This is a genomic window from Aquirufa antheringensis, assembly GCF_023921165.1.
GTDB lineage: Bacteria > Bacteroidota > Bacteroidia > Cytophagales > Spirosomataceae > Aquirufa > Aquirufa antheringensis.
This window is the reverse complement of the sequence record NZ_CP049835.1, coordinates 1,371,771-1,397,759: the sequence shown is the minus strand read 5'-3', so window position 1 is coordinate 1,397,759 and position 25,989 is coordinate 1,371,771. Positions and strand designations below refer to the sequence as shown.

Sequence of the window (25,989 nt, the reverse complement as noted above, 5' to 3'; positions counted from 1 at the left end):
AATACCTCATTAATTAAACAAACATATGAAACAATCAGCATACCTTCAGTCCTTCATTAAAGGGGACTGGAAATCAGGAATAGCGGTCTTTTTAGTCGCATTACCCCTCTGTTTAGGCATCGCTCTAGCCTCAGGAGCCCCTTTATTAGCCGGCCTTGTGGCTGGTATCGTAGGCGGAACACTCGTTTCCCTCTTATCTGGATCAGAACTATCGGTTAGTGGGCCGGCCGCTGGCTTAACCATTATTGTGGCCACGGCTATTGCCGATTTAGGCTCGTTTCCCGGTTTTTTAGTGGCCGTCATCATTGCCGGCTTAATTCAGGTCGCTTTAGGCCTATTAAAATTAGGGAAGATTGGTGGATTTTTCCCCTCATCTGTCATACGTGGTATGCTGGTGGCGATTGGAATTGTGATAATCTTGAAACAAATTCCTCATGCCATTGGAGATGATTTGGACTTTATTGGAGAGTTTGAATTTGACCAAAAAGATGGCGAAAATACCTTTACCGAAATTTTAAAGTCGCTCGCCTCCATCAAAATAGGGGCCCTTATTATTTCGCTATTGGGGCTTATCATTCTATTTTCTTGGACAAAATTAGGCCAAAAATTCTCCTGGATGAATGCCCTACCCGCTTCTTTATTTGTGGTTTTGGCCGGTGTGGGAATCAATGAAGGATTAGCCATTTGGAATCCAGAATGGTTCTTAGGTGACTCTAAAGACCACATGGTAAACCTTCCCGTGTTCGCTTCCAGTAGTGAAATTTATGCGGGAATCATATCCCCTGATTGGAGTTTCTTAAGCCACCCGAAGGTCTATTCCATTGCTTTGACTTTGGCCATCGTCGCTACCTTAGAATCGCTATTATCGCTCGAGGCAACTGACTCACTTGATCCTCTGAAAAGAATTTCCTCTCCAGACCGTGAACTATTAGCGCAAGGAGCTGGAAACGTCGTAAGTGGACTCCTTGGAGGCTTACCCATTACGTCCGTGATCGTCCGTTCCTCTACGAATATCTATGCGGGAGGAAAAAGCCGCATGTCAGGATTTTTCCATGGCGTCTTATTAATCGTGGCTGTAGTGCTTTTACCCCTTTATTTGAACAAGATTCCGTTAGCGTGTTTAGCGAGTATTTTATTATACACCGGATACAAATTAGCCCACCCGAAAGAGTTTAAAAAAGTATTTGCCGAGGGCTGGAAGCAATGGGTTCCCTTTTTAGTGACGGTAGCCGTGGTGGTGGGAGTCGATTTGCTTTGGGGAATTTTTGTGGGAACTTTAGTGGGATTAATCTTTGTGGTCATCACGAATTATTCCTCCGTATTTACCGTATTCAAAAATGGGAATGAAATTTTAATTAAATTTCAGAAAGATGTAACGTTCTTGCATAAAATGCAATTGAAAGAAGCATTACGAAAAATACCGGAAGGTGCAGAAGTATTTATCGATACCACTAAAGTGCATTTTATGGACCATGACATCCACTTATTGATTCAGGAGTTTGTCAGCACAGCACAGGAACGCGGCATAGAAGTCGACCTTAAAAAGAAATAAACATGAAAGAATATAAAAAATTACTTTTAAGTAATAAGGCTTGGGCTAGCGAAAGGCTAGAATTAGACCCTACGTATTTTGATAATTTATCGAAAGACCAAAATCCCTTATTCCTTTGGATTGGCTGCGCAGATAGCCGAGTTCCAGCGGAAGAAATCACGCATGCAGACCCGGGCGACATTTTCGTTCACCGCAATGTGGCGAATATGGTGGTGCATACGGACATCAATTTATTATCCGTATTGCAGTATGCCGTGGAGGTTCTAGAGGTGAAACACATTATCGTTTGCGGCCACTACAACTGCGGCGGGGTGAAGGCAGCGATGACGAACCACGATTTTGGATTAATCAATAAGTGGCTGCGTAACATCAAAGAGGTATACGAGAAACACTATACGGACTTGCATGAGATTGCGGATGAAACGGAGCGATTTAATCGCTTAGTTGAATTGAATGTGGCGGAGCAGATTCAGAATTTGGCCAAAACAACCATCGTCCAAAAGGCCTGGGAGAAACGCAAATTCCCCCATCTACATGGCTGGGTTTTTGATATCCACCACGGCGAAATCAAGGAAGTCATTAATATCAACGCGGGCGAATGGACAAGTCCCGTTTTTCATTACGATTTTTAAATTTACAAGTTTGCATAAAAAAAGGGGGCCGCTGCGCGGCCCCCTTTTTTTATCCTATCTAATCGACTAAACCGTCGTCTTAATCTTCAATTCATCTAACTGCGCTTGCGCTAGTGGAGATGGTGAATCGATCATCACGTCGCGCCCAGCGTTGTTCTTAGGGAAAGCGATATAATCACGAATCGAATCTGTTCCACCGAATAAAGAGCAAAGACGGTCAAAACCAAAGGCCAAACCACCATGCGGCGGCGCCCCATATTCAAAGGCATCTAATAAGAATCCGAATTGTGCTTGCGCTTCCTCTGGAGTGAATCCAAGGACTTCGAACATTTTTGATTGCAGGTCTTTTTGGAAGATACGAATCGAGCCTCCGCCCACTTCAACGCCATTCACAACTAAATCGTAGGCATTCGCGCGCACTTTACCGAATTCTCCGGCTAACATCAATGGAATATCCTCTGGCTTAGGGCTCGTGAATGGATGGTGCATCGCAAACCAGCGATCTTCTTCCTCGCCGTACTCTAATAGTGGGAAATCCACTACCCAATGAACGGTATAGTTATTCGGATCACGTAATCCCATTCGCGTTCCCATCTCTAAACGAAGTTCGTTCAATTGCTTGCGCACTTTATCTCCGTCTCCTGAAAGCACTAAAATTAAGTCGCCTGGCTCTGCGTTAAACGCCGTAGCCCAAGTCGCTAAATCTGCTTCGGAGTAGAATTTATCTACGGATGATTTCACCACACCGTCCGCTTGAACGCGTGCATAAATTAAGCCTTTCGCACCAATTTGTGGGCGACGAACGAAATCAGTTAATTCATCGATTTGCTTGCGGGTGTATTCCGCTGCGCCTTTTACGCAGATACCTACCACAGTATTCGCTGCATCGAAAACTTGGAAATCTTTGCCAGACGTCAAATCTACGCCCTCACCTTTCAATTCCACGAATTTCATATCGAAACGAATGTCCGGCTTGTCTGAACCGTAGTATTTCATCGCGTCCGCGTAGGTCATGCGAGGCACTTCGCCGATGTCGAGGCCTTTTACATTTTGGAACAAATGACGAATCAATCCCTCAAACATATTCAGGATATCTTCTTGCTCCACGAACGACATTTCGCAGTCGATTTGAGTAAATTCTGGCTGGCGATCCGCACGCAAATCTTCGTCACGGAAACACTTCACAATTTGGTAGTAACGGTCAAAACCGGATACCATCAACAATTGCTTAAAGGTTTGCGGAGATTGCGGTAAGGCATAAAATTCGCCTGGATTCATGCGGGAAGGTACGACGAAATCGCGTGCACCCTCTGGCGTTGATTTAATTAAAACGGGTGTTTCCACCTCGATAAAATCTTGCTTATCTAAGTAATTACGCACTTCGCGGCCCACGTGGTGGCGCAATTGCAAACTCTCGCGAATGGGGTTACGGCGCAAGTCTAAATAACGGTATTTCATGCGAATGTCATCGCCGCCATCGGTCTCGTCTTCGATCAAGAATGGAGGCAATTTCGCCGGATTCAATACGCGCAATTCTGTTACTTTGATTTCGATATCGCCAGTGGGCATTTTGTCGTTTTTGGACAAACGCTCTACCACAACACCTTTCGCTTCTACGACGAATTCACGGCCTAATCCTCTCGCTAATGCCAAAGCCTCCGCAGACGATTTCCCCTCCTCTAACATCAATTGAGTGACTCCGTAACGATCCCGAAGATCCACCCAAATCATTCCCCCTTTATCTCGTGAACGCTGAACCCAGCCACAAAGAGTTACCTCGGTGCCCGCGTGTTCGATGCGCAATTCGCCATTTGTATGTGTACGTAGCATAGAAAATTTTAAAATTCGGGCAAAATTACGGAAAAGCGCAGGGAGAGAAAAACATTTAGGGCTTTATTCTTTTTTACTTAATTTTGAATTATGTCAAAAATAGGAATTGTCGGATCCGGAATGGGTAGTTTGGGCTTTGCCATTCGCAGCGCGGTGGCGGGCCACCAAGTCAGCGTTTTCGAAGCGAATTCCTATCCTGGAGGCAAATTAGCCCAAATCGAAACGAACGGATTTCGTTTTGACGCCGGCCCCTCCCTTTTCACGATGCCGCATTTAGTGGACGAATTGTTCACGCTGGCAGGCAAAAATCCCCGCGATTATTTCAGTTATGAGCGATTGCCGGAGATTTGCCGTTACTTTTGGGAAGATGGCACACGCTTGCAAACGAACGCAGCGCCTGCAGAAACAGCCGCGGCGATTGCTTCGGAACTGGGCGAATCGGAGGAGAACGTAGCCCGTTTTTTACGCGAAATCGGAGAAAACTACCATATTATCAGCGATCTATTTCTCGATAATTCCTTACATTCTTTGTCGACTTGGACAGGGCGGAAAGCCCTGAAAGGCTACCTGAATATTCCGCGCCTAGGTCTTTTTAACACGATGCACCGCTCCCACGCGAAGCGTTTTACTAACCCGAAAACGGTCCAACTTTTTGACCGCTACGCCACCTACAACGGCTCGGATCCTTACCAAACGCCCGCGACTTTATCAATCATTCCGCATTTAGAATATAACATTGGTGCCTTTTTCCCCAAAGGCGGTATCATCAGTATCCCTCGAGCACTCCACCGCCTCGCCGAAGAGCTAGGTGTGGACTTTCACTTCAACGAGAAAGTGTACCGCATATCCACCGAAAATCATACCGCGACTGGATTAGAGACTGAAAAAGGGAATTACACCTTTGATTACATCGCCTGCAACGCAGACATTCGCCCGAGTTACACGAAACTGCTGGCACAGGAACCACAACCGAAAAAGCTCTTAACCCAACCCAAATCCAGCTCCGGCATCATCTTCTATTGGGGAATGGACCGTAGTTTCAATGAATTAGGCGTGCACAACATCTTCTTCTCGGACGATTACCAGGGCGAATTCAAGGCCATCTTCGAGGACCAAACCATCAACGATGACCCGACCATTTACCTACATATCTCTTCGAAAGTAGAAAAATCTGATGCGCCAGCAGGTGGCGAAAACTGGTTTATCTTGATGAATGTACCGGCAAACGAGGGACAGGATTGGGATGCATTGGTAGCAAGAATGAGAAAAAATGTGATCACGAAGCTTTCAAGAAATTTAGGTGTAGATGTCGAGAAACACATCGTGGCAGAGGATTATTTAGACCCGAGACGCATCGAGGCGAGAACTTCTTCCGCTGGTGGAGCCTTGTACGGAAATGCATCGAACAACCGATTCGCGGCGTTTTTACGCCACCCGAATTACCGCAAGGCGATCAAAAATTTGTATTGGGTAGGCGGCAGCGTCCATCCGGGCGGAGGAATTCCGCTTTGTTTATCTTCTGCAAAAGTTGCGGCGAAGCTTTTTGCAGAAAATGCGTAATTTCGCCTATTCATTTCTATAACATTATGATTCAAAGACCACAAACCCTTTTCTTAGCCTTAGCGATTATTGGCAATGCCATCGCGACATCGGGCATTTCTATTTGGCAAAAAATAGGCACTTCAGGCCAAAAAGCAGAGCTTTTCTCCAACCAATGGCAATTATTCCAAAACGGAAAAGAAGTTGCGGCGCATAGCAATATCGCGATTGCCCTTTTAGTGACTTTATCGACGGTTATTACGCTTGTAACGATCTTCTCTTTCAAAAACCGCATGCGTCAAATGATGTTAGGCTTAATCAACTCGCTGGTTTTAGCGGGGGCGATGGGCTATGCTTTTTGGGTGATTTTCAAGGAGGCGATGCCTACGTTTGAACCGGAAATTCAGGGAAAATATGGCTACGGATTCTACGCCTTAGTGGTTTCCCTGCTGGCTAATATGATAGCGAACCGCCTCATCCGCAAGGACGAGATGCTGGTGCAATCGTCGAACCGTATGCGCTAAGTTTTAGACGATACCCTCTTTCAACAGGTCGTGGAGATGCACAAATCCCACGGCCTTTTTATTTGCCGTCACCACCAGTTGTGTGATATTTTTGCTTTGCATGATGGCTAAAGCCTCCGTCGCAAATGCCTCCGCCTCAATCGTCTTCGGTGTGGTATTCATCATGTCTGCTAACACTATCGCAGACCAATCTTTCGAGTTTTCCAAAGTACGGCGAACGTCGCCATCCGTAATGATTCCGGCTAATTCTCCTTGCGCATCCAATACTGCCGTTGCACCTAAGCGCTTCGAGGAAATTTCGTGGATTGCTTCCTGAATGGAGGACGTGTGGGAGATGGCTGGGAATTCGTGAGTGGGATAAATATCGCCCACTTTTAAATAAAGGCGTTTGCCGAGGGCGCCGCCTGGATGGTATTTGGCAAAATCCTGTGCCGTAAATCCTTTGCATTCTAACAAACAAACCGCTAACGCATCGCCTAATGCCAAAGCCACCGTCGTCGATGTCGTAGGTGCCAGATTCAACAAATCCGCCTCCTGCTCCGCCAAAGCGTGCAAAATATAATCCGATTGCTGGCCTAAATACGAGTTCTTGTTCGAAACCATCGCAATCAATTTCACCTGCAAACGCTTGATCAAAGGAACTAACACCTTGATTTCTGGCGTATCGCCTGACTTCGAAATACAAATCACCGCATCGCCGTCCTGAATCATCCCTAAATCGCCGTGAATCGCATCCGCCGCGTGCATAAATAAAGCAGGCGTTCCGGTCGAATTCATCGTTGCCACAATTTTCTGGGCAATAATGGCGGATTTACCGATTCCCGTAAACACAATACGCCCCGGGATACTCAACAAATGTTCTACACAAGCCTCAAAATCCGAATTAATTCCGGCGCTCACTTGCAGAATGGCCTCTGCTTCCTGTGTCAAAACTTTTTTTGCTGTGGATTGGATATTTTTGCTTAATTTCAATGTTAGAAGAATTTGTAGGGCAAAGATAAGTAGAAGCCCGCAGAATCTAATCATCGCCGAAACAACCCATTAATCAAATTATGCCCCATCCAATTACGATCGATAGCTTAAAGGAACAGCTAAAAAAAACCTTTGGATTTAGCCAATTTCGGGGTGAACAAGAAGCCATTATTCTAAATACCGTTCAAGGAAAGAATAGTTTCGTTCTGATGCCTACTGGGGCAGGCAAATCGCTTTGCTATCAATTACCGGCGATTGTAATGGAGGGAACAGCGATTGTCATCTCGCCTTTGATCGCATTGATGAAGAATCAGGTAGATCAAATGTTGGCTTTTGGCATAAATGCCCAATTCTTAAATTCCTCTTTAACCCGCGCGGAAATCAACCGGGTAAAGGCCGAAGTGATCTCTGGAGCCGTGAAATTATTGTACATCGCCCCGGAATCACTGAATAAACAAGAGAACCTGAACTTCTTAAAACAGGCTAAAATCTCCTTCGTCGCGATCGACGAGGCACATTGTATCTCTGAATGGGGGCACGATTTTAGACCAGAATACCGAAAAATACGTACCATCATCGAGACCATCGATGAGAAGATGCCCATCATCGCTTTAACGGCGACGGCAACTCCTAAGGTGCAAATTGATATCCAAAAGACCTTAAATCTGGAAGATGCGACCGTTTTTAAATCCTCTTTCAACCGCAAAAATCTCTACTACGAGATCCGCTCGAAGAAAGATATCGACAAGCAATTAATCCGTTTCATTAAGTCGCATAACGGCAAAGCGGGGATTATTTATTGCCTTTCGAGAAAGCGCGTCGAGGAAATTGCGGAATTATTACACGTGAATAGCGTGAAGGCGCTTCCTTACCACGCTGGTTTAGAGCCGCAGGTACGCATGGCGAACCAAGAAGCTTTCTTGAATGAGGAAGTGGACGTGATGGTGGCGACGATTGCTTTTGGAATGGGAATCGATAAACCAGATGTGCGTTTTGTGATTCACTACGACGCTCCTAAGTCATTAGAGGGATATTACCAAGAAACAGGTCGTGCCGGTCGTGATGGCTTGGATGGAACATGTATCTTGTTCTATACCTACGATGACATATTGAAATTAGATAAGTTTAATAAAGATAAGGCCGTAACAGAGAAGGAGAATGCGAAAATTCTCTTGTCTGAAATGGTGTACTATACGAATTTAGGTGTTTGCCGTCGCAAGCAATTGCTTCACTATTTTGGGGAGCATATGGCTGAAAACTGCGGTTTCTGCGACAATTGTATGCATCCTACCCCTACGTTTAAAGCGGAAGAGGAGGTTAGCCTTGTGTTGAAAGCAGTGCAGCAAACTGGCGAACAATTCGACGCAGAGCATATCGCAGATTTCTTAGAGGGCAAATCGAATTCTTTTATTGCCAGCCACGAACAGGAGAAATTATCTCTGTTTGGTGCAGGAAAAACGGTTTCTTGGATTGCTCCTGAGGTAGACGAAGAGGATGATGAGGACGAGGATGAAGACGGAGACGAGGATACGCCTAAAAAACCGAAGATGCGCAAAACGCCATCAAAGCCGGTGCCTATCGAAGATGAAAAGTCCCCTTGGATCTCCTTTATCAAGCAAATGTCCATTTTTGGTCTGCTAGAAAAAGACATTGAGAATTATGGTGTACTACGTTTAAGTGAGGCTGGACAGGCTTTCTTGAAGGAATCCTTCCCGATTACGTTCTACAAAGACCACGATTACGAAAAAGAAGCGGAGCCCGCTGAAAATGAAGATGAGGGAGCTGCTTTAGGGGCCAAAGCCTATGATGACGCCCTCTTTGACCTACTTAAAACCCTCCGCAAGAAGATCGCGAAGGAGAAAAATTTGCCTCCGTATGTGATTTTCCAAGATCCTTCTTTGGAAGAAATGGCGACCACTTATCCGACTACACAGGATGAAATGGCCCAAATCAACGGCGTGGGAATGGGTAAAGTCGTGAAATTCGGCAAGCCATTCCTGGATGTGATCAATCGCTACGTGGAAGAAAACGAGATCGAGACGGCGAAAGAGGTAGTCGTGAAATCGACCGTCAACAAGTCAAAAATCAAGATTTATATCATCCAACAGGTCGATCGCAAAATCGATTTAGACCTGATCGCTGAGCAAAAAGAAGTGAGCATGGCGGAATTGATCGAAGAGATCGAGACCATCTGCTTCTCAGGTACGAAGCTGAACCTGGATTATTACATCAATCAGGTGATGGAACTAGACAAACAAGAGGAAATATACGAATACTTCATGTCTGCGGACACGGATGACATCGCAGAGGCCTTGGATACGTGTGATATTGAAGATGTAACGGAGGAAGAACTTCGTTTAATGCGCATTAAATTTTTAAGTGAATTAGCCAATTAATAAGTATATGAACGTTTTAATATTAGGTGCTGGAGGCCGTGAACACGCATTTTCTTGGAAGATTAGCCAAAGCCCTATCCTAGGTAATTTATACATTGCACCGGGTAACCCCGGAACCGCTCAATGCGGAACCAATTTAGCCATCGGCGTGACCGATTTTGAAGGGATCGCTACAGCAATCCGCACACATGATATCGGTTTAGTGGTCGTGGGCCCAGAAGAGCCTTTAGTAAAAGGGGTGCGTGATTTCATCGAATCACAAGCTGACCTGCAACACGTAGGAATCGTGGGACCAGGCGCAGAAGGTGCCCAAATCGAAGGAAGCAAAGACTTCTCAAAGAACTTTATGCACAAATACGGCATCCCAACAGCCGCATCGCAAACTTTCACGAAGGACACGATCGCTGATGGATTAGCCTATTTACAGCAACAATCTTTACCGATTGTATTAAAAGCGGACGGCTTAGCGGCTGGAAAAGGGGTGATTATTGCCTTGACTTTAGAGGAAGCTGAGACGGCCTTGAACGAAATGCTATTGGATGCAAAGTTTGGTGATGCCAGTTCTAAAGTGGTGATCGAACAATTCTTACGCGGAATCGAATTATCCGTTTTCGTGTTAACAGATGGAGAAAACTATGTGGTTTTACCGGAGGCGAAAGACTACAAGCGCATCGGAGAAAACGACGAAGGCTTGAACACGGGTGGTATGGGCGCCGTTTCACCCGTTCCCTTTGCGAATGAAAAATTCATGGAATTAGTGAAGCAAAAGGTCATCGAACCGACAGTAAAAGGCTTGAAAGCAGAAAATATAGACTATAAAGGTTTCATCTTCATTGGTTTAATGAACCACGAAGGCGAGCCCTATGTCATCGAGTACAATGCACGAATGGGAGATCCGGAAACGGAGGTGGTTTTACCTAGAATCGAATCAGATTTCCTATCTTTGCTAATTGCAGCCTCCAATGGCACGCTGAGCGAACAAACGATTTCCATTTTGGACCAATACGCCGTAACAACGATGTTAGTGGCGGGCGGATATCCAGAGGAATACCGCAAAGGCGATGTGTTAACAGGGGTTGAAAAAGTGGAAGACGCCATCGTTTTCCACGCAGGTACGACGTCAAAAGACGGCGATATTATCACCAGTGGTGGCCGTGTTATGGCGCTGACTGGAACTTCGAATACCTTGGAAAGAGCGATCCAGAAATCACAAAAGGCCGCTCAAACCATCCAATTCGAAGGTAAAAACTTTAGAAGAGACATCGGATTAGATGTATTAAGATATGGCATGTAAATCGTGTTCCAGTGGGTCATGTGGCTCTACCAGCGCAAGCGGAGAGGTAAAAGGCTGTCAAAGTAATGGCGGTTGTGGCTCAGGTGGTTGCAATAAAATGAACGTTTTTGACTGGTTGTCAGACTTAGACGTCCCTTCTTTTCAGCGCTTTCACATCGTGGAGGTGAAATTCAAAGGAGGCAGAAAAGAGTATTTCCGGAATGTAGATCAACTAGAACTGCATACAGGTGACGCTGTCATGGTCGATTCCAGCAGCGGAACTCAATTAGGAACGGTTTCCTTACAGGGCGAGCTCGTTCGTCTTCAATTGTTGAAGAAGAATATCAAAGACGACGATAAGGTCAAAAATATCTTCCGTTTAGCCACAGAAAAGGACATCGAGAAGCACGAGCAAGCAATGGCTCGTGATTTACCTACGATGTACCGTGGTCGTCAAATCATCAGCGACCTAAAGCTAAACATGAAACTTTCGGATGTGGAATTCCAATCCGATGGGGCCAAAGCGATCTTCTACTATTCGTCTGAAGACCGCGTCGATTTCCGTGAATTAATCAAGCTTCTAGCGACAGAATTCAAGATTCGCGTCGAAATGAAGCAGATTTCTCTTCGTCAAGAAGCGGGTAGATTAGGCGGAATCGGGGTTTGTGGTCGCGAATTATGCTGCTCTACCTGGTTATCTGATTTCAAGAACGTAACTACTTCAGCGGCTAGATACCAAAATCTATCATTGAATCCAGTCAAATTAAGTGGCCAATGTGGACGTTTGAAATGCTGCTTGAATTACGAACTAGAGACCTATATGGATGCCTTAAAGAGCATCCCTACCATTGAAGGCCGCTTAAAAACAAAACGAGGAGAGGCCATCTTGCAAAAGACGGACATTTTCAAGCGCATGATGTGGTTCGGGATTGTGGGCGAAGAGGCTATCTGGATTCCGGTGAGCTGTGATCGCGTGGAGGAAATTGTTGATTTAAATAAGAAAGGGATTATTCCTGAGTCGTTTGAGGATCTGAATCCAGATGCTCCAGCGGTAGAAAAACCTACGGTATCTGAGCTAAACTCTGATTTAGAGCGGATGGACAAGAAATACGGTGGGGTAAAATCCGGCAATCGCAACAACCGAAACAATCGAGGAAATCGCGATGGAGGAAATCGTGGACCACGCCCTGAAGGGCAAGATCGCGGACCTCGTCCTGATCGTGGACCTCGTCCAGAGGGACAGAATCGTGGACCACGTCCGGAAGGGGAAAATCGCCCACCTAGACCTCCAAGACCGGAAGGCGAAAATCGCCCGCCAAGACCACCGCGTCCGGAAGGTGAAAACCGCGGACCTCGTCCAGAGGGACAAAACCGAGGGCCACGTCCGGAAGGGGAAAATCGCCCACCTAGACCTCCAAGACCGGAAGGACAAGTACGTCCGGAGGGAGTAACTCCAGCAGCCGATGGCGGAACAGCTACGCCTAAACCATTCAAGAAGAAAAAGAAGTTTAAACCAAGACCTCCAAGAGATGGTGCAGCGCCTACCCCTGAAGCTTAGCATCGGGATAATCGCCCTCTGCACCCTGATGGTGACGGCTTGTGGTGATCCGAAAATTGTCTTAGATGAGACGGCTAAATTTGAAGCAGTGGGATGGATTCAAAAGCAACCCATCCGCTTTGAGGTCGAGGTTCCGGACTCCACAATGAGCTATGCTGTCTATGTAGTGGTACGACAAAACAATGCCTACCCCTTCTATAACCTCTATTTTAGCCCGAGTGTAGTAGATGCAAAAGGAAAAACCCTTCAAAAAGGTTTAGCCGAAGCCATCTTATATGACCCTACAACGGGGAAGCCGAAAGGCGCCGGTTTTGGCGATATTTACGAGAAAAAATTCCTCGTGTATCCAGCTTTATCATTTCCTAAGCAGGGGAAATACCAAATTCAATTAGAACAAGCTATGCGCGTGGACACCCTAGCAGGAATGGTTTCAATCGGACTCGTGTTAGAAAAAGGAACTCATGGCAAAAATAGATGACATCGATAAAAAAATCCTCGCATTTCTGCACGAAGATGCCTTTCTTTCCAATAAAGAAATGGCCTCACGCCTAGGAATGAGTGCGACGCCTATCCACGAGCGAATCAAGCGAATGGAAAAAGAGGGCGTGATAACGGGCTACCGAGCGATGATCAACCCAGCCAAACTAGGTAAAACCTTAACCGTTTTCTGTGACATCTCCCTGAAAGAACACGCGGCAGACTACTTGAAGCAATTCGAACAGGACGTGATGCAGTTAGTGGAGGTACAAGAATGCTATTGTGTGTCTGGACACAGCGATTTTCTTTTGAAAATTGTGGTGGCAGATATGGATGAATACCGCGAATTTATTTTGCATAAACTCGCCAGCATTAAAAACATTGGCAATGCGCAAAGCCATTTCGTGATGAACGAGGTAGAGAATGAGCACTTTATGCCCTGGATTTCGAATTCTTTAAAAATATAAGCCTATAAGTTAGGGTAAGCCTTTCCTCGGATTTGATTACCTTAGTATGAAAACCTAGTATCTATGAATAAAATTACAAAAACGCTTCTGTCGATTTTAACCATCGCCTTCATTGTAGGCTTGGCTTTTTATCCCAAAATCAAAAAGACTTTTTTCTCCGCTGAAACCAAAGAGAAAGGCAAAGAAAAAAGCGGCCCAGGTGGAAAGGGAGGCAAAACGGCAGTCATTGTGACTGTGGTGAAATCGACGCGTTTGGATGATATGATCAGTTCGACAGGTTCTATTTTGCCTAATGAAGAAGTTGAAATTCGTTCTGAAATCGCGGGGCGTATCATTTTACTCAACATCAAAGAAGGGGATGTGGTGGCCAAAGGCACCGTTTTACTACGCATTAACGACGATGATTTACAAGCGCGTCTTCGCAAACTAGGATTCAATAAGAAATTAGCAGAGGATAACGAGGCTCGCCAGAAAGTTTTACTTCAAAAAGAAGCCATCTCACAACGGGAATATGATATTGCGGTGAACTCGGTCAATACGATTTCGGCGGATATCGAAGACTTAAAAGCGCAGATTTTAAAAACCACTTTGCGCGCGCCGTTTGCTGGAAAAATCGGTTTCCGTTACGTAAGTATGGGAAGTTATATTTCTCCATCTACGCAAATAGCGACTTTAACAAACACGAACCCAGCTAAAATCGAATTCTCGATCCCTGCAAAATATGCCACGCAAGTGAAAAATGGTGGCACCATCGAGTTTGTGACAGAGAATGAAGAGAAAAACTTCATCGGTCGTGTCTATGCCATTGACCCTAAAATCGATCCGCAAACAAGAACCTTGCAGATTCGTGCACAAGCACCTAATCCAGGAAATCAATTAGTTCCTGGTGCCTTCGCGAAGGTAAATTTAATCCTGAAGTCAAAAGGGTCGGCGATTATGATCCCTACAGAATCGGTGATTCCTGAAGCAAAAGGGAACAAAGTATATGTCGTTAAAAATGGCAAATCTGTGTCTACGAAAGTGACTTTAGGAACACGAAGTGACAAAACAGTGGAGATCTTAGACGGCCTAGCGATAGGTGACACTTTGATTACGAACGGGATCATTCAGGTGAAACCAGATGGCGATGTAGAAATTAAAGAAGTCGTAAAATAAGCTAACAATGGCATCTTTCTCAGAGATTAGTATTAAAAGACCGGTACTTTCAATCGTAATGTCCATAACGATTATCGTATTTGGAATCATCGGATACACCTATTTAGGAGTCCGGGAATACCCATCGGTGGATCCGCCGGTGGTCAACGTGCAAACTTCCTATACCGGGGCGAATGCGGACATCATCGAATCCCAGATTACGGAACCTTTAGAGGAGTCGATTAATGGTATCGCCGGTATTCGTACGCTATCTAGTTCGAGTCGCGATGGCCGTTCGAGTATTACGGTGGAATTTGATCTTTCGGTCAATATCGAAGATGCAGCGAACGACGTGCGTGACCGCGTGTCGCGTGCGATGGGGCAATTGCCGAAAGACGTGGATCCGCCCATCGTAGCGAAAGCTGATGCGGATGCAAGTCCTATTTACAACATCAACGTTTTCTCGGCTACTCGAAATTTGTTATCCTTAAACGAATTAGCCACACGTAATATCAAGGAAAAATTCCAAACGATTCCGGGCGTTAGTTCCGTGCAATTGTGGGGAGAGCAGAAATATGCGATGCGCTTGCACATCGATCCGGAACGCTTAGCCTCTTTCCGTTTGACGGCGCCTGATATCGTGAATGCCTTAGCTAAACAAAATATCGAATTACCCTCTGGAAGTATCGAAGGAGCGAACACGGAATTAACTGTGAGAACACAGGGCCGTATGACCACAGAGGACGATTTCAATAATTTGATTATCAAAGAAGAGGGTGATCGTTCGGTAAAATTCTCTGATGTAGGTAGAGCAGAACTATCGCCAGAAAACAACAAAACATTCTTTAAGCGGGATTTGAAGCCGATGATTTCCATCGCGGTGATTCCACAACCCGGTTCGAACCAAATCCAAATCGTAGATGCCATCCACAAGAAAGTGGAGCAAATTCGTTTGACTCTGCCAGCGGATGTGGAGATGAAGGAAGGTTTTGACAACACGAAATATGTGCGTAAATCGATTGAAGAGGTGGAGGAAACCATCTTCACCGCGATTTTATTGGTAACGATTATCATCTTCTTGTTCTTGCGGGATTGGAGATCGACGATCATTCCATTGACGGCCATTCCGGTCAGTTTGATTGGGGTGTTCTTCTTTATGTATTTAGCCGGATTCTCTATCAACGTATTGACGCTATTAGGTATCGTGCTTTCCATCGGACTTGTGGTGGATGATGCGATTGTGGTTTTAGAGAATATTTACACCAAAATCGAAGAGGGACTCAGCCCCTGGGAAGCGGCCGTAGAAGGATCGAAAGAGATCTATTTTGCCGTTATTTCGACGACCGTTACACTCGCAGCCGTGTTTTTACCGGTGATTTTCTTGCAAGGGATTACGGGACGTTTATTCCGGGAGTTCGGAATTGTGGTGGCTGGATCCGTGATTATTTCTGCCTTCGTTTCGTTGACGTTGACACCTATGTTGAGTTCGCGTTTATTGAAAGGAAGTCATACCAAACCTTGGTTTTACACTGTTACGGAGCCCTTTTTTGTTGCTCTAACCAAGGGATATGAAGACTCATTAGCGGCCTTTATTAAGATTCGTTGGATGGCTTGGGTGATCATGTTCTCCTTATTTGGCATAATTTACGCCCTGTTTAAATTCGAAGCTATTCCCTCTGAATTAGCTCCTTTAGAGGATAGAGGGGGATTGCGTGTCAGTGCAACGGCCCCAGAAGGCGCGACTTTTGAGTATATGTTGAACTACACCGATGAAATGGCGAAGTTCTTGATGACGGATATTCCGGCGCACGAACGTTATGCCGTTTACTCGATTACATCCCCTCCTTTTGGGAATGGTGGTTCAAATACGGGAACTATGCGCGTTATTTTAGCAGATCCAGAAGGACGTAGAACGCAGCAACAAATTGCGGATGCCATTCAACCTAAAATCAAGAAATTCACAGGTGCCCGGGCGACCTTGATCCAAGAACCGACCTTGTCTACGGGACAACGCGGTGGGGGTGGTTTACCGGTAGCCTTCGTGATTCAAGCTTCTACTTTCGAGAGTTTGAAGAAGAACATTCCGTTGTTTATGGCCAAAGTGAGGGAGAGTTCGAAGTTCGAGATGGCAGATGTGAACTTGAAGTTTACCAAGCCAGAATTGCGCCTTGAGATCAACCGCGATAAAGCCCAAAACCTAGGCGTTTCCATCCAAGATGTGGCAACAACTTTGCAATTAGGCCTTTCGGGTAGACGTTTTGGTTACTTTGTGATGGACGGGAAACAATACCAAATCATCGGCCAGATCGACCGCCCGATGCGGAATGATGTATCCGATTTGAAGTCCCTGTACGTAAAAAACAACCGGGGGGATTTGATTCAATTGGATAACTTGGTAAAGATTACAGAGCAGAGTACGCCTCCCCAACTATTCCGTTATAACCGCTACGTAGCGGCTACGGTAACGGCGCAGATGGCGAAAGGGGTGACTTTAGGCGAGGCTTTGAACGAGATGGATAAATTAGCGAAAGAGACCTTCGACGTTTCCTTCTCTACCGCTTATGATGGTCAAAGTAAGGAATTCAAAGAGTCCAGCTCTTCCCTACTCTTCGCCTTCGCTCTGGCGATTTTATTGATCTATTTGATCCTTTCAGCTCAATTTGAAAGCTTCGTCGATCCATTTATCATCTTGTTCACAGTGCCTCTAGCGGTAGCGGGAGCGTTATTAACGCTTTGGGATTTCAGCCAAACGTTGAATATCTTCTCCCAAATCGGTATCATCGTCCTCATAGGCCTCGTGACCAAGAACGGTATTTTGATCGTAGAATTTGCCAATCAGCGGAAAGAAACGGGTTTGGAAAAAACACAGGCGGTGCAAGAGGCAGCAGTTGCTCGTTTCCGTCCCATTATTATGACTTCGCTTTGTACGATTTTAGGTATTTTACCGATCGCCTTAGCCTTAGGTTCTGGATCTCAAAGCAGGGTTTCAATGGGTATCGCCGTAGTGGGTGGTATGTTATTCTCTACTACGCTGACCTTGTACATCATCCCAGCGATTTACAGTTATTTATCGAGTAACCGCAAACCAGTTCATGCCGAATAAAGAAATTTGGATGCAACGCGCCTTTGACCTAGCCTTATTAGGCTCAGGGCGCGTTGCCCCTAATCCTTTAGTAGGTTGTGTGATTGTCAAAGATAACCGCATCTTAGGCGAAGGTTATCACCAACAGTATGGTGGTCCTCATGCAGAGGTGAATGCGATACGTTCCTGCTCGGAATCTGTAGAAGGCGCGACGGCCTTTGTGACCTTGGAGCCTTGCTCCCATTTTGGCAAAACACCTCCTTGTGCTGATTTACTGATTCAATCCGGCATCTCCACTGTCTACATGGCAAACCTAGATCCTAATCCACTCGTAGCAGGGAAAGGAGTCGAGAAACTGGAGGCTGCAGGTATCACTTGCCACATCGGTTTATTGGCTGAAACAGGCGAATGGATTAACCGGCACTTCTTTACCTTTCACCGCCTGAAAAGGCCTTATATTACCTTCAAATACGCGGTTAGTGCCGATGGATTCATCGCTGGCGCCGCAGGTGCGCCCGTTCAGCTATCGAACGAATTATCCGCGATTCGCGTGCATCAAATGCGCGCGGAACACCAAGGAATTTTAGTGGGCGTCCAAACCATCATCCATGACGACCCTTCTCTGACCACTCGTTTAGTAGCAGGGGCGAACCCAGTTCGAATCGTGTTAGATCCTTCCGGCAGAATTCCTTCCACCGCTAAAGTCTTAACAGATGGAGGAGAAACAATCGTCTTGCGTTCATCAGCAGAAGTAGCTGCCTTAGCTCTTCAATCCATCCTAGTGGAAGGCGGCGCGAAAACGATGGAAATGTTGTTTGCGGATGGACTGGTGGATGAGGTTCGGAAAATCAGAAGTCCCAAAACACTTGAAGAAGGAATCCATGAACCTAAACTACCTGTAAAATGGCGAGCCATTGACTATATAGGTGACGATACCTGGTTTAAAGGAATCCTAAAACCTGCCCCAGCAAGTACATATTCAAGCCTAAAATAATCGCGGTTATCACCCAAACAATTCCTTGCAAAAGCGATGAATTCGCGAATTTCCCCATCTTCTGTTTATCCCCGGTGAATAAGACTAACGGAATCACGGCAAAGCTTAACTGCATCGAAAGTACCACTTGAGAGAAGACTAACAGCTCTCCTATCTTCGATTCTCCGTAGATCCAAGTAATAAAGAAGGCCGGAATGATAGCAATTAAGCGGGTAATCAAACGTCTTAGCCAAGGGGCAATACGCAGATCGAGGAATCCCTCCATCACGATTTGGCCGGCTAGCGTACCTGTCAACGTAGCATTTTGGCCCGATGCTAACAAGGCCACGGCGAACAAAATACTCGCTAATTGACTGCCCAATACGGGGTCTAATAATTGATACGCATCCCGGATATCCGCGACGTGTTGTAGGTTATTTCCGTGAAAGGCTGCCGCTGCTAAAATCAAAATCCCGGCATTAATAAAAAAGGCTAATCCTAAAGATAGCGTCGAATCCCAAGTGGCGTACTTAATCGCCTTAGCCTTGTCTTCGTCCGTATCCTTGATGGCACGTGTTTGTACAATACTCGAATGCAAGTACAGATTATGTGGCATCACCGTTGCCCCTAGAATACCAATAGCCACGTACAATTGACTAGGATTCATCACCACGGAAGTTTGTGGAACTAAGCCGCCTAGGATTCCTGCGATAGAAGGTTGCGAGATAAATAACTCGTAAGCAAAACAGCAAACAATGACGATTAAGAGGGATAAAACGATGGATTCGATGACTTTAAATCCTTTGTTTTGGAAATATAATATCAAAAATACATCTAAAATCGTAATCACGATCCCGGCCAAAATAGGTATCCCGAAGAGTAATTGAAGCGCCAAAGCTGACCCAATCACCTCCGCTAAATCACAGGCGGCGATGGCAATCTCACAGACAAGCCACAGGAAAATGGCGACCGGCTTCGAAAAGGCATCCCCGCAGGCCTGCGCTAGATCCCGTCCGGAAGCGACGCCCAGCTTTAAAGCTAAATGCTGTAAAATGATCGCAAAAATACTCGAAACGAGGATAACCGATAACAAGGTATATCCGAAAGAGGCTCCTCCCGCTAAATCCGTCGCCCAATTGCCTGGATCCATGTAACCTACCGCCACTAAAAACCCAGGGCCCATAAAAGCGCGTAAATTCTTCCAAAATCCATTTCCTGTGGGTACAGGAATCGTCCCAAACACTTCAGAGAGGGATTTCATTTTAGGACTAGAACGCCAAGGACTCGACATAGGTAAGAATTTTGTACAATTTAAAAATAATTTTTAGATTAACCTAAAAAATAAATTTACTACCTTTACCTCATGGCCATTTCATTCACAGAAGAAAACTACTTAAAGGTTATCCACCGCCTATCAGAGGCAACTTCGGAGGACATTTCAACGAACGCCGTAGCGGAATTGATGCAAACAAAAGCAGCATCGGTGACCGATATGTTACGTAAATTAGCCGAAAAGGGCTGGGTGAATTACCAAAAATACCAAGGCGTTCGTTTAAGTGTAGAGGGAGAGAAAATTGCGTTGTCGATTGTGCGCAAGCACCGACTTTGGGAAGTATTCTTAGTGGATAAAATGGGCTTCAATTGGGACGAGGTGCACGAAATCGCCGAACAGCTCGAGCACATCGAATCGGACCAATTAATCAATAAATTAGACGAATACCTCGGTTTTCCGAAGACCGATCCGCACGGCGACCCTATCCCGAATAAAGAAGGAATTCTCCCTGAATTAGCCTATTCCCATCTTTCTGATATCAAAGCAACGAAAACCTGCAAATTAATGGGGGTGGCACAGGATTCGGCAGTCTTCTTGCAATTGCTAACCAAATTGAATTTGAGTTTAGGGGCAAAACTAGACATCCAGGAGATCAACGAATTCGATCGATCGATCTTCGTTTCCATTAACGACGCTGCGCCCATCTTCATTAGTCATGAAGTGGCGAAAAACATACTGGTAAAAATTCTAGCTTAATAAATCGAGTACTTCATCCTCGCTTAATGCGCGTAGGATGCTTTCGTCAGATGTGACTAACTCGGAGGCTAAATCCTTTTTGCGCTGTTGTAAGGCAAGGATCTTCTCTTCCACCGTTTCTTTCGAGATGAACTTATAGGTGAACACCGTTTTCTTTTGGCCAATACGGTGCGCACGGTCAATCGCCTGAGCCTCTGCCGCTGGATTCCACCACGGATCTAACAAGAATACGTAATCTGCCGCAGTCAGGTTAAGACCTACTCCACCGGCTTTTAGGGAGATAAGGAAAACGGATTGACCGTCCTCTTTTTGGAAACTTTCTACTTGACCCTTGCGATCCACCGTACTTCCATCTAAATACGCATACGGAATTTCACGTTCCTCTAAGGCAGTCTTAATCAAGTTCAAATGCTGAACGAATTGACTAAAGATCAACACTTTGTGATGCTGCTCTAAAACGGTCTCTAATTTTTCTAAAACGGCTTCCATCTTGCCTGAATCTCCTGCATAACCTTCTTCGCAAAGCGATGGGTGGTTCGCGAGCTGACGTAGTTTCGTCAAACCTTGTAATACAGAGAAGCGCGATTTCTGCAAGCCTTCGTCCTTGATTTGCTTCAGTAACACGTCACGGTAGAACGATTTCGTCTTGTCATACAAGCGCTCTTGCTCCTCGGTCATCGAGCAATAGGTCACTGACTCCATTTTTTCTGGTAAATCAGCCGCTACTTGACGCTTCTCGCGGCGCAATAAATAGGGCTTAATTAAGAAATAAAGGCGTTTTTTCTTCTCCATATCTGCCTTCTTTTCGATAGGCAATTGGAAATGGTCTTTGAAATAACGTTGAGAACCTAGCAGTCCAGCGTTCACGAAATTCATTTGGGACCAAAGATCCATCGTTGAATTCTCCAACGGTGTTCCTGTCATCACCAGACGGAATTTCGCATTTAATTTTTGAACGGCTTTGGTAATATTGGCCAAAGGATTCTTAATCGCCTGTGACTCATCTAAAATCACATACGAGAACGCTTGCTTTTCGAACCATTCGATGTCCGAACGCACCATCCCGAAGGAGCACAGAATCAAATCGATCTTTCCGATTTGAGCCTGCAATTTCTCTCTTTGCGGACCGCTGTAGACTAAAACGCGCAACTGCGGGGTAAATTTCTTCGCCTCCATCTCCCAGTTATATAACAAAGAAGTAGGCATCACGAGCAAGGTAGGCAAGGTCTCCCCTTGTTCCTTCAAACTCTGCAATAAACAAAGCGTCTGAACGGTTTTACCCAGACCCATATCATCCGCTAAACAAGCGCCTAAGCCTGCAGCCTGACGTGTACGCATCCAACGGTAGCCTTCTAATTGATACGGACGCAAGGTGCCTTTGAAGTTCTTGGGCACCGGGTATTCCTTCGCCTCCAGCGCTAAATCGTTTATCGTTTTAGCTCTTAATGCGGTTTTGACTAAATCTTGGTTCTCCCATTCCTGCACGAGCTGGTAATGTTGACGACGCAAGAACACGCCTTCTTCGCCGGGACGCGTCTCGGAGAAGTAGAAAAGGTCTTGGTAATCGTGGAACCAGTTGTCTGGAATCATCGCGATGGAACCGTCCGGCAAATGGAATTCTTTCTTCTTTTGTAAGATCAGTTGGCGAATTTTCAAGAAAGGGATTTGGAACTCCCCAAACGAAATCACCGCCTGAATGTCAAACCAATCCAGTTTTTCGCCAATGCGAATCTTAATTTCTGGCTTTCCTAAGAAATAGCGTGGCGCCTGTCCATCGCCTTTGAACTGAACGACAAAACCAGCTTGATCCAGCGCTTCTTTGTTCGCCGTTAACCATTGAACCGCATCCCCGCGTTGCATAAAGGCTCGGCCATCGTTTTCCATCTTTAACCCTAGAGTCTTCAGCTGCTGGAAGGCACGTTTTTCCTTCACGTGGGAGCGCATAATTTTCTGGAAGGCATAACTATCGCCTTTCTTCTCAAATAGCACGTTCGCCTCAGACGATAAACCGTCCCAAGGGAAACGGTTATTGCCGTATTGAAAGGATAACACAAAGTTCCAGCGATCCGCTGCTTCTAAGGCTGCCTTCTTTTTCAGGGTCTCTTCGTCCTCGATTTTAGGCGCCGTAGGGCCATAAGAGAGTAGGAATTGGACCGGTTTTTCTGTATTTGTAATCTCGAATCCTTTCGCGTGTACGGGGTAACGCGCCACCATCGCCTTCACGAATTTTCGGAAGTAATCTTCCTCCATATTCTTCGGAATCGCGACAAACTTCTTGTTCAAGAACGGACGCAATTTCTTGCCTTCTAGTTCTGGATTAAAGTGATATAGCTTTTGATTCATCAGCATCCAAGCCGGATCATCGCATAAAACGACCGCGTCTTTGTACTGAAATTCGAGTTTATTGCCTAGGTATTTTAGGGTAGGGAAATAATGCGTATTCTCGTCGTTGCGCATAAAGTGGAACAAAACATCCACGGCCTCCGCCTCGATTTGAACGGATTGACGCATCGGATTGCCATCATTCCCCATGATGAAAAGTGTCTTTTCTGGACAAATTAGCCCAAACACTTGACCTCTTTTCTTCTCCACCACAGACATCACTGCCTCTTGAATTTCTTTCTCGCCTTTTTCTACGTCCCAAGTCTTCAAAAAGAACTCCTCCATCGTCTTGCGCTTCGAGGTATTGAATTTTTCAAAAACCGCGACCGGCTTCATACTCTCAATCAAACCCACCGCCGTACGATCGCGATCGTCAAGGGCATGCTCAAATTCGTGGAAGTTCCGGGAAGTAAGCGTTTGGTACTCCCAGGTCAATTGACCCTTCTCATTTAATTGCACGACAAAGACGTCGAATAAATATCCGAGGCATTCATGAGACAATAAAGAATAAACAACCTGGAAAGGTTTGTTAGGAGAGATTTTCATTTTTAAAACACCCGATTTCTCGGATTACAAGAGTCAAACCTTTAAAATTAAGATTTTTTTCTCAATTGCAAGCAAGCCCAGTTGTTTTTTGATGCTTGCGCGATAAAATTAAGTTGCTGCTTTTCAGCGGATTCCAGTAAAAGTGGAATGTCTTCCGTGTAGAAACCGCTTAAGAAAAGTAATCCGCCGGACTTGATGCGCGCGGCGTAATCGGCCATTTCGGCTAATAAGATATTGCGATTGATATTCGCTAATAAGACATCGTATTCCCTTTCATCTTCGTCAGTGATGGTACCTAAACCAAAAGGAATCTCCTCGCAGCCATTCAATCCTGCATTCTCGATTGAATTTTCCACTGACCATTCGTCGATATCGAATCCGCGGACAAATCCAGCCCCGCGTTTCTTTGCCACAAATGCTAACAACCCGGTGCCGGTTCCCGCATCTAACACACTTTTACCGTTTAAATCCACATCGAATAACGCTTTCGTCATCAGCGAAGTCGTTTCATGATGGCCAGTGCCGAATGACATTTTGGGATTAATCACCGCCTCCATCTGAAATCCAGACTCAGAGGGGTGAAAACTCGCGCGAATCAAGACTAAATCCTCAATGCGAATGGGGTCATAATTGCTTTCCCACACCTCATTCCAATTTTGCTTCTCGATGCGATTCGTCTCGTAGGTCTCTAGACCATAACGGGACATTATTTCCGTTAACGCCTCCGCAGAGAAATCCACTTCCGGACAATAGGCAATTACCCCAGACTCCGAATCTTCGAAAATATCGAATTGAATTTCGCCTAGCTCAGCGACTAAAATATCAGACAGCTCAGGACTGGCTGTAATTTTCACTTGAATCGTAGACATAGATTAATTAGAAGGAGGAGTGTTTTTCTTTCCGAAAACAGAAATGCCGATATAACGCTTCGGCTGCAATCTAAAATCAAGCAATAGCTTGTCTAGATCGATGAGCGTTTTATTTAAGCCTAGGTACAGGCTATCGTTCTTAATCAATTTACCTGCGGTACCTTCCCCGCGTTCTAAACCTTGTACAATCTTCTTTAACGAAAGCACAGTCGCATCCACCTCTTTCAACGTCTTGCCTATCTTCAAGGCATTCAAGGAATCGGCCACCGTATTAAACTTCGTTAACAACGGACGTAATTGTTTTTCCGTCTCCATCAGGTCGGTAGACAAGGTCTTCATATTCGCAGAAATCTGCGCAATATTCGCCCGGTTATCTGTCACGATACCATTGACAGATCCATTGATGTTAGAAACCGTCTCATTCGATGTTTTCAACAGGGTATTCAAATACGTGCCGGTGTGATCAAATTTGTTCGAAATTTGGCGGAAAGAAACTAAAAGAGAATCCGCATTAGCGATCACGGGAATCGCCCGTTCTTTTAACAAGGCCGTTACTCCTACTTCAGTCTCCCCTTTTAAAAAGGACTCCTCCGCTAGATTCCCCTTTCCTTCTAAACGCAAACGAATGATTTTTCCTCCTAACAAGGCTCCATCAGAAAGGACGGCAACTGTTTTATCTGGGATAACAATATCTTGACTAAACCGAAGTGTAACTAAAATCTTATTGGCCTTAGTAGGCTGAATTTCGACTTTCTTCACTTTACCCACTTCAATTCCATTCACCATTACCTGGTTCGAGACCATGAGGCCATCCACATTTTCATATTCTACATAATAAATGCGGGAAGACGAGAACACATCGTTTCCTTTCAGAAAATTAAACCCAAAATAGAGGATTAAGAAGGCTAACAATGCCAAAAACCCTACTTTTAATTCATTGCTTTGGAACATCGTATCTATTTTTCGATTTCTTCTTTGTACGCTCTAAACGCTGTCGCAATAGCTGTTGCCACCTCGCTTTGTCCTTTTTCGGAAGCTAAATATTGCTCTTCCTCCGGGTTCGTTAAAAATCCCGTCTCTACTAATACACTGGGCATGGCCGTGCGCCAGATCACTAAAAATCCAGCTTGCTTCACCCCAAAACTCTTTCTTTGATACGTTTTCGAAAACTGCTCCTCCACCTTCGAGGCGAATTTGACCGAGCTCGCCATGAAGGCACTTTGGTAATTCGCCATCATAATGTGGGCTAGAGGGGAGTTTGGGTCGAAACCATCGTAGGTCTTTTGGTAATCCTTCTCTTGCAAGATAACGGAGTTCTCACGCTTTGCTACGTTCAAATTACCATCCGTCTTGTGCAAACCCATCGTGTAGGTTTCTGTTCCGTAAGCATTCTTATTCACAGCCGCATTGCAATGTACCGAGATAAATAAATCAGCTTTGTTGCGGTTTGCAATATTAGCCCGTTCATTTAATTCAATAAATGTATCGGTATCGCGGGTATAAATAATTTTTAGGTCTGGATGAGCCGCTTTCAGCTTTCTGCCTACTTCCATGATGATTTTCAAGGTGACAATCCCCTCGTGAGATCCCTTAGGACCAGAGCAACCGGGATCTTTTCCTCCATGACCTGCATCCAGGCAAACGACTTTGATTCGATTCTTAATGTCTCCCTTCTGAAAGCCGCTAGGCGTCCAAGCAGTCAGCAATAAACCCAACGAAAAAAATAAACCGATAGATTTTATCTGATTAAACAT

At 45.3% G+C, this 25,989-nt stretch carries 20 protein-coding genes; 13 read left to right on the top strand and 7 right to left on the bottom strand.

Annotation, left to right across the window (positions count from 1 at the left end):
* Positions 1-25: 25 nt before the first annotated feature.
* Together G9X63_RS06375 and G9X63_RS06370 are read left to right on the top strand one after the other, a co-directional pair.
* Positions 26-1,552: a SulP family inorganic anion transporter gene (locus G9X63_RS06375; RefSeq protein ID WP_130922627.1), complete on the top strand. Its 1,527-nt coding sequence runs from the start codon at positions 26-28 to the stop codon at positions 1,550-1,552.
* Between the two features lie 2 nt (positions 1,553-1,554).
* Positions 1,555-2,184, top strand: coding sequence for a carbonic anhydrase (locus G9X63_RS06370; protein WP_130895390.1), 630 nt, complete (start codon positions 1,555-1,557; stop codon positions 2,182-2,184).
* Between the two features lie 66 nt (positions 2,185-2,250).
* Here the strand turns inward: G9X63_RS06370 and aspS are convergent, their stop codons facing one another.
* The gene (aspS, locus tag G9X63_RS06365; RefSeq protein WP_252621957.1) at positions 2,251-4,014 is read right to left on the bottom strand and encodes an aspartate--tRNA ligase; all 1,764 of its coding nucleotides are present in this window, start codon (positions 4,012-4,014) and stop codon (positions 2,251-2,253) included.
* A 90-nt stretch (positions 4,015-4,104) separates the two neighbouring features.
* Between aspS and crtD the strand changes: the two genes are divergently transcribed.
* The gene (crtD, locus tag G9X63_RS06360) at positions 4,105-5,574 is read left to right on the top strand and encodes a 1-hydroxycarotenoid 3,4-desaturase CrtD (RefSeq protein WP_252621955.1); all 1,470 of its coding nucleotides are present in this window, start codon (positions 4,105-4,107) and stop codon (positions 5,572-5,574) included.
* A 26-nt stretch (positions 5,575-5,600) separates the two neighbouring features.
* Complete coding sequence (locus G9X63_RS06355; RefSeq protein ID WP_130922624.1) at positions 5,601-6,077, top strand: DUF4293 domain-containing protein; 477 nt, start codon at positions 5,601-5,603, stop codon at positions 6,075-6,077.
* 3 nt (positions 6,078-6,080) lie between these two features.
* Here G9X63_RS06355 and G9X63_RS06350 read toward each other — a convergent pair whose 3' ends face one another.
* A complete protein-coding gene (locus tag G9X63_RS06350) occupies positions 6,081-7,049 on the bottom strand; it encodes a KpsF/GutQ family sugar-phosphate isomerase (RefSeq protein WP_130895394.1) in 969 nt (322 codons plus the stop codon).
* An 80-nt stretch (positions 7,050-7,129) separates the two neighbouring features.
* Between G9X63_RS06350 and G9X63_RS06345 the strand changes: the two genes are divergently transcribed.
* The 8 genes from G9X63_RS06345 (at position 7,130) to ribD (ending at position 18,430) form a co-directional block, all read left to right on the top strand.
* Positions 7,130-9,445 carry a RecQ family ATP-dependent DNA helicase gene (locus G9X63_RS06345; protein WP_130922623.1) on the top strand — a complete coding sequence of 772 codons (2,316 nt, stop codon included), beginning with the start codon at positions 7,130-7,132 and terminating at the stop codon, positions 9,443-9,445.
* Positions 9,446-9,452: 7 nt separating this feature from the next.
* Positions 9,453-10,739, top strand: coding sequence for a phosphoribosylamine--glycine ligase (gene purD, locus G9X63_RS06340; RefSeq protein WP_130895396.1), 1,287 nt, complete (start codon positions 9,453-9,455; stop codon positions 10,737-10,739).
* The gene (locus G9X63_RS06335; RefSeq protein ID WP_420840732.1) at positions 10,729-12,276 is read left to right on the top strand and encodes a PSP1 domain-containing protein; all 1,548 of its coding nucleotides are present in this window, start codon (positions 10,729-10,731) and stop codon (positions 12,274-12,276) included. The genes purD and G9X63_RS06335 overlap by 11 nt, the downstream gene beginning before the upstream one ends.
* Complete coding sequence (gene gldH / locus G9X63_RS06330) at positions 12,248-12,754, top strand: gliding motility lipoprotein GldH (RefSeq protein WP_161566407.1); 507 nt, start codon at positions 12,248-12,250, stop codon at positions 12,752-12,754. Before G9X63_RS06335 ends, gldH begins: the two co-directional genes overlap by 29 nt.
* The gene (locus tag G9X63_RS06325; protein WP_130922620.1) at positions 12,738-13,220 is read left to right on the top strand and encodes an Lrp/AsnC family transcriptional regulator; all 483 of its coding nucleotides are present in this window, start codon (positions 12,738-12,740) and stop codon (positions 13,218-13,220) included. The genes gldH and G9X63_RS06325 overlap by 17 nt, the downstream gene beginning before the upstream one ends.
* A 63-nt stretch (positions 13,221-13,283) precedes the next feature.
* The gene (locus G9X63_RS06320) at positions 13,284-14,375 is read left to right on the top strand and encodes an efflux RND transporter periplasmic adaptor subunit (RefSeq protein ID WP_130895400.1); all 1,092 of its coding nucleotides are present in this window, start codon (positions 13,284-13,286) and stop codon (positions 14,373-14,375) included.
* 7 nt (positions 14,376-14,382) lie between these two features.
* A complete protein-coding gene (locus G9X63_RS06315; protein ID WP_130922619.1) occupies positions 14,383-17,457 on the top strand; it encodes an efflux RND transporter permease subunit in 3,075 nt (1,024 codons plus the stop codon).
* A complete protein-coding gene (ribD, locus tag G9X63_RS06310; protein ID WP_252621953.1) occupies positions 17,447-18,430 on the top strand; it encodes a bifunctional diaminohydroxyphosphoribosylaminopyrimidine deaminase/5-amino-6-(5-phosphoribosylamino)uracil reductase RibD in 984 nt (327 codons plus the stop codon). The genes G9X63_RS06315 and ribD overlap by 11 nt, the downstream gene beginning before the upstream one ends.
* On the opposite strand, the gene G9X63_RS06305 is transcribed toward ribD, so the two are convergent.
* Entirely contained in the window at positions 18,378-19,700 is a 1,323-nt protein-coding gene (locus tag G9X63_RS06305) for an Nramp family divalent metal transporter (RefSeq protein ID WP_130922617.1), read from the bottom strand. The two genes, ribD and G9X63_RS06305, sit on opposite strands and share 53 nt — an antisense overlap.
* 72 nt (positions 19,701-19,772) lie before the next feature.
* Between G9X63_RS06305 and G9X63_RS06300 the strand changes: the two genes are divergently transcribed.
* Positions 19,773-20,438 carry a metal-dependent transcriptional regulator gene (locus G9X63_RS06300; protein WP_252621951.1) on the top strand — a complete coding sequence of 222 codons (666 nt, stop codon included), beginning with the start codon at positions 19,773-19,775 and terminating at the stop codon, positions 20,436-20,438.
* Here G9X63_RS06300 and G9X63_RS06295 read toward each other — a convergent pair.
* The 4 genes from G9X63_RS06295 to G9X63_RS06280 are packed head-to-tail and all read right to left on the bottom strand — an operon-like array spanning position 20,430 to position 25,989.
* A complete protein-coding gene (locus G9X63_RS06295; RefSeq protein ID WP_130922615.1) occupies positions 20,430-23,366 on the bottom strand; it encodes a DEAD/DEAH box helicase in 2,937 nt (978 codons plus the stop codon). The two genes, G9X63_RS06300 and G9X63_RS06295, sit on opposite strands and share 9 nt — an antisense overlap.
* Positions 23,367-23,413: 47 nt before the next feature.
* Entirely contained in the window at positions 23,414-24,235 is an 822-nt protein-coding gene (prmA, locus tag G9X63_RS06290) for a 50S ribosomal protein L11 methyltransferase (protein ID WP_252621949.1), read from the bottom strand.
* 3 nt (positions 24,236-24,238) lie between these two features.
* Complete coding sequence (locus G9X63_RS06285) at positions 24,239-25,186, bottom strand: MlaD family protein (protein ID WP_130922613.1); 948 nt, start codon at positions 25,184-25,186, stop codon at positions 24,239-24,241.
* Between the two features lie 5 nt (positions 25,187-25,191).
* Positions 25,192-25,989 (bottom strand): N-acetylmuramoyl-L-alanine amidase family protein, encoded by a 798-nt coding sequence (locus G9X63_RS06280; RefSeq protein ID WP_420840731.1) that lies wholly within the window; start codon positions 25,987-25,989, stop codon positions 25,192-25,194.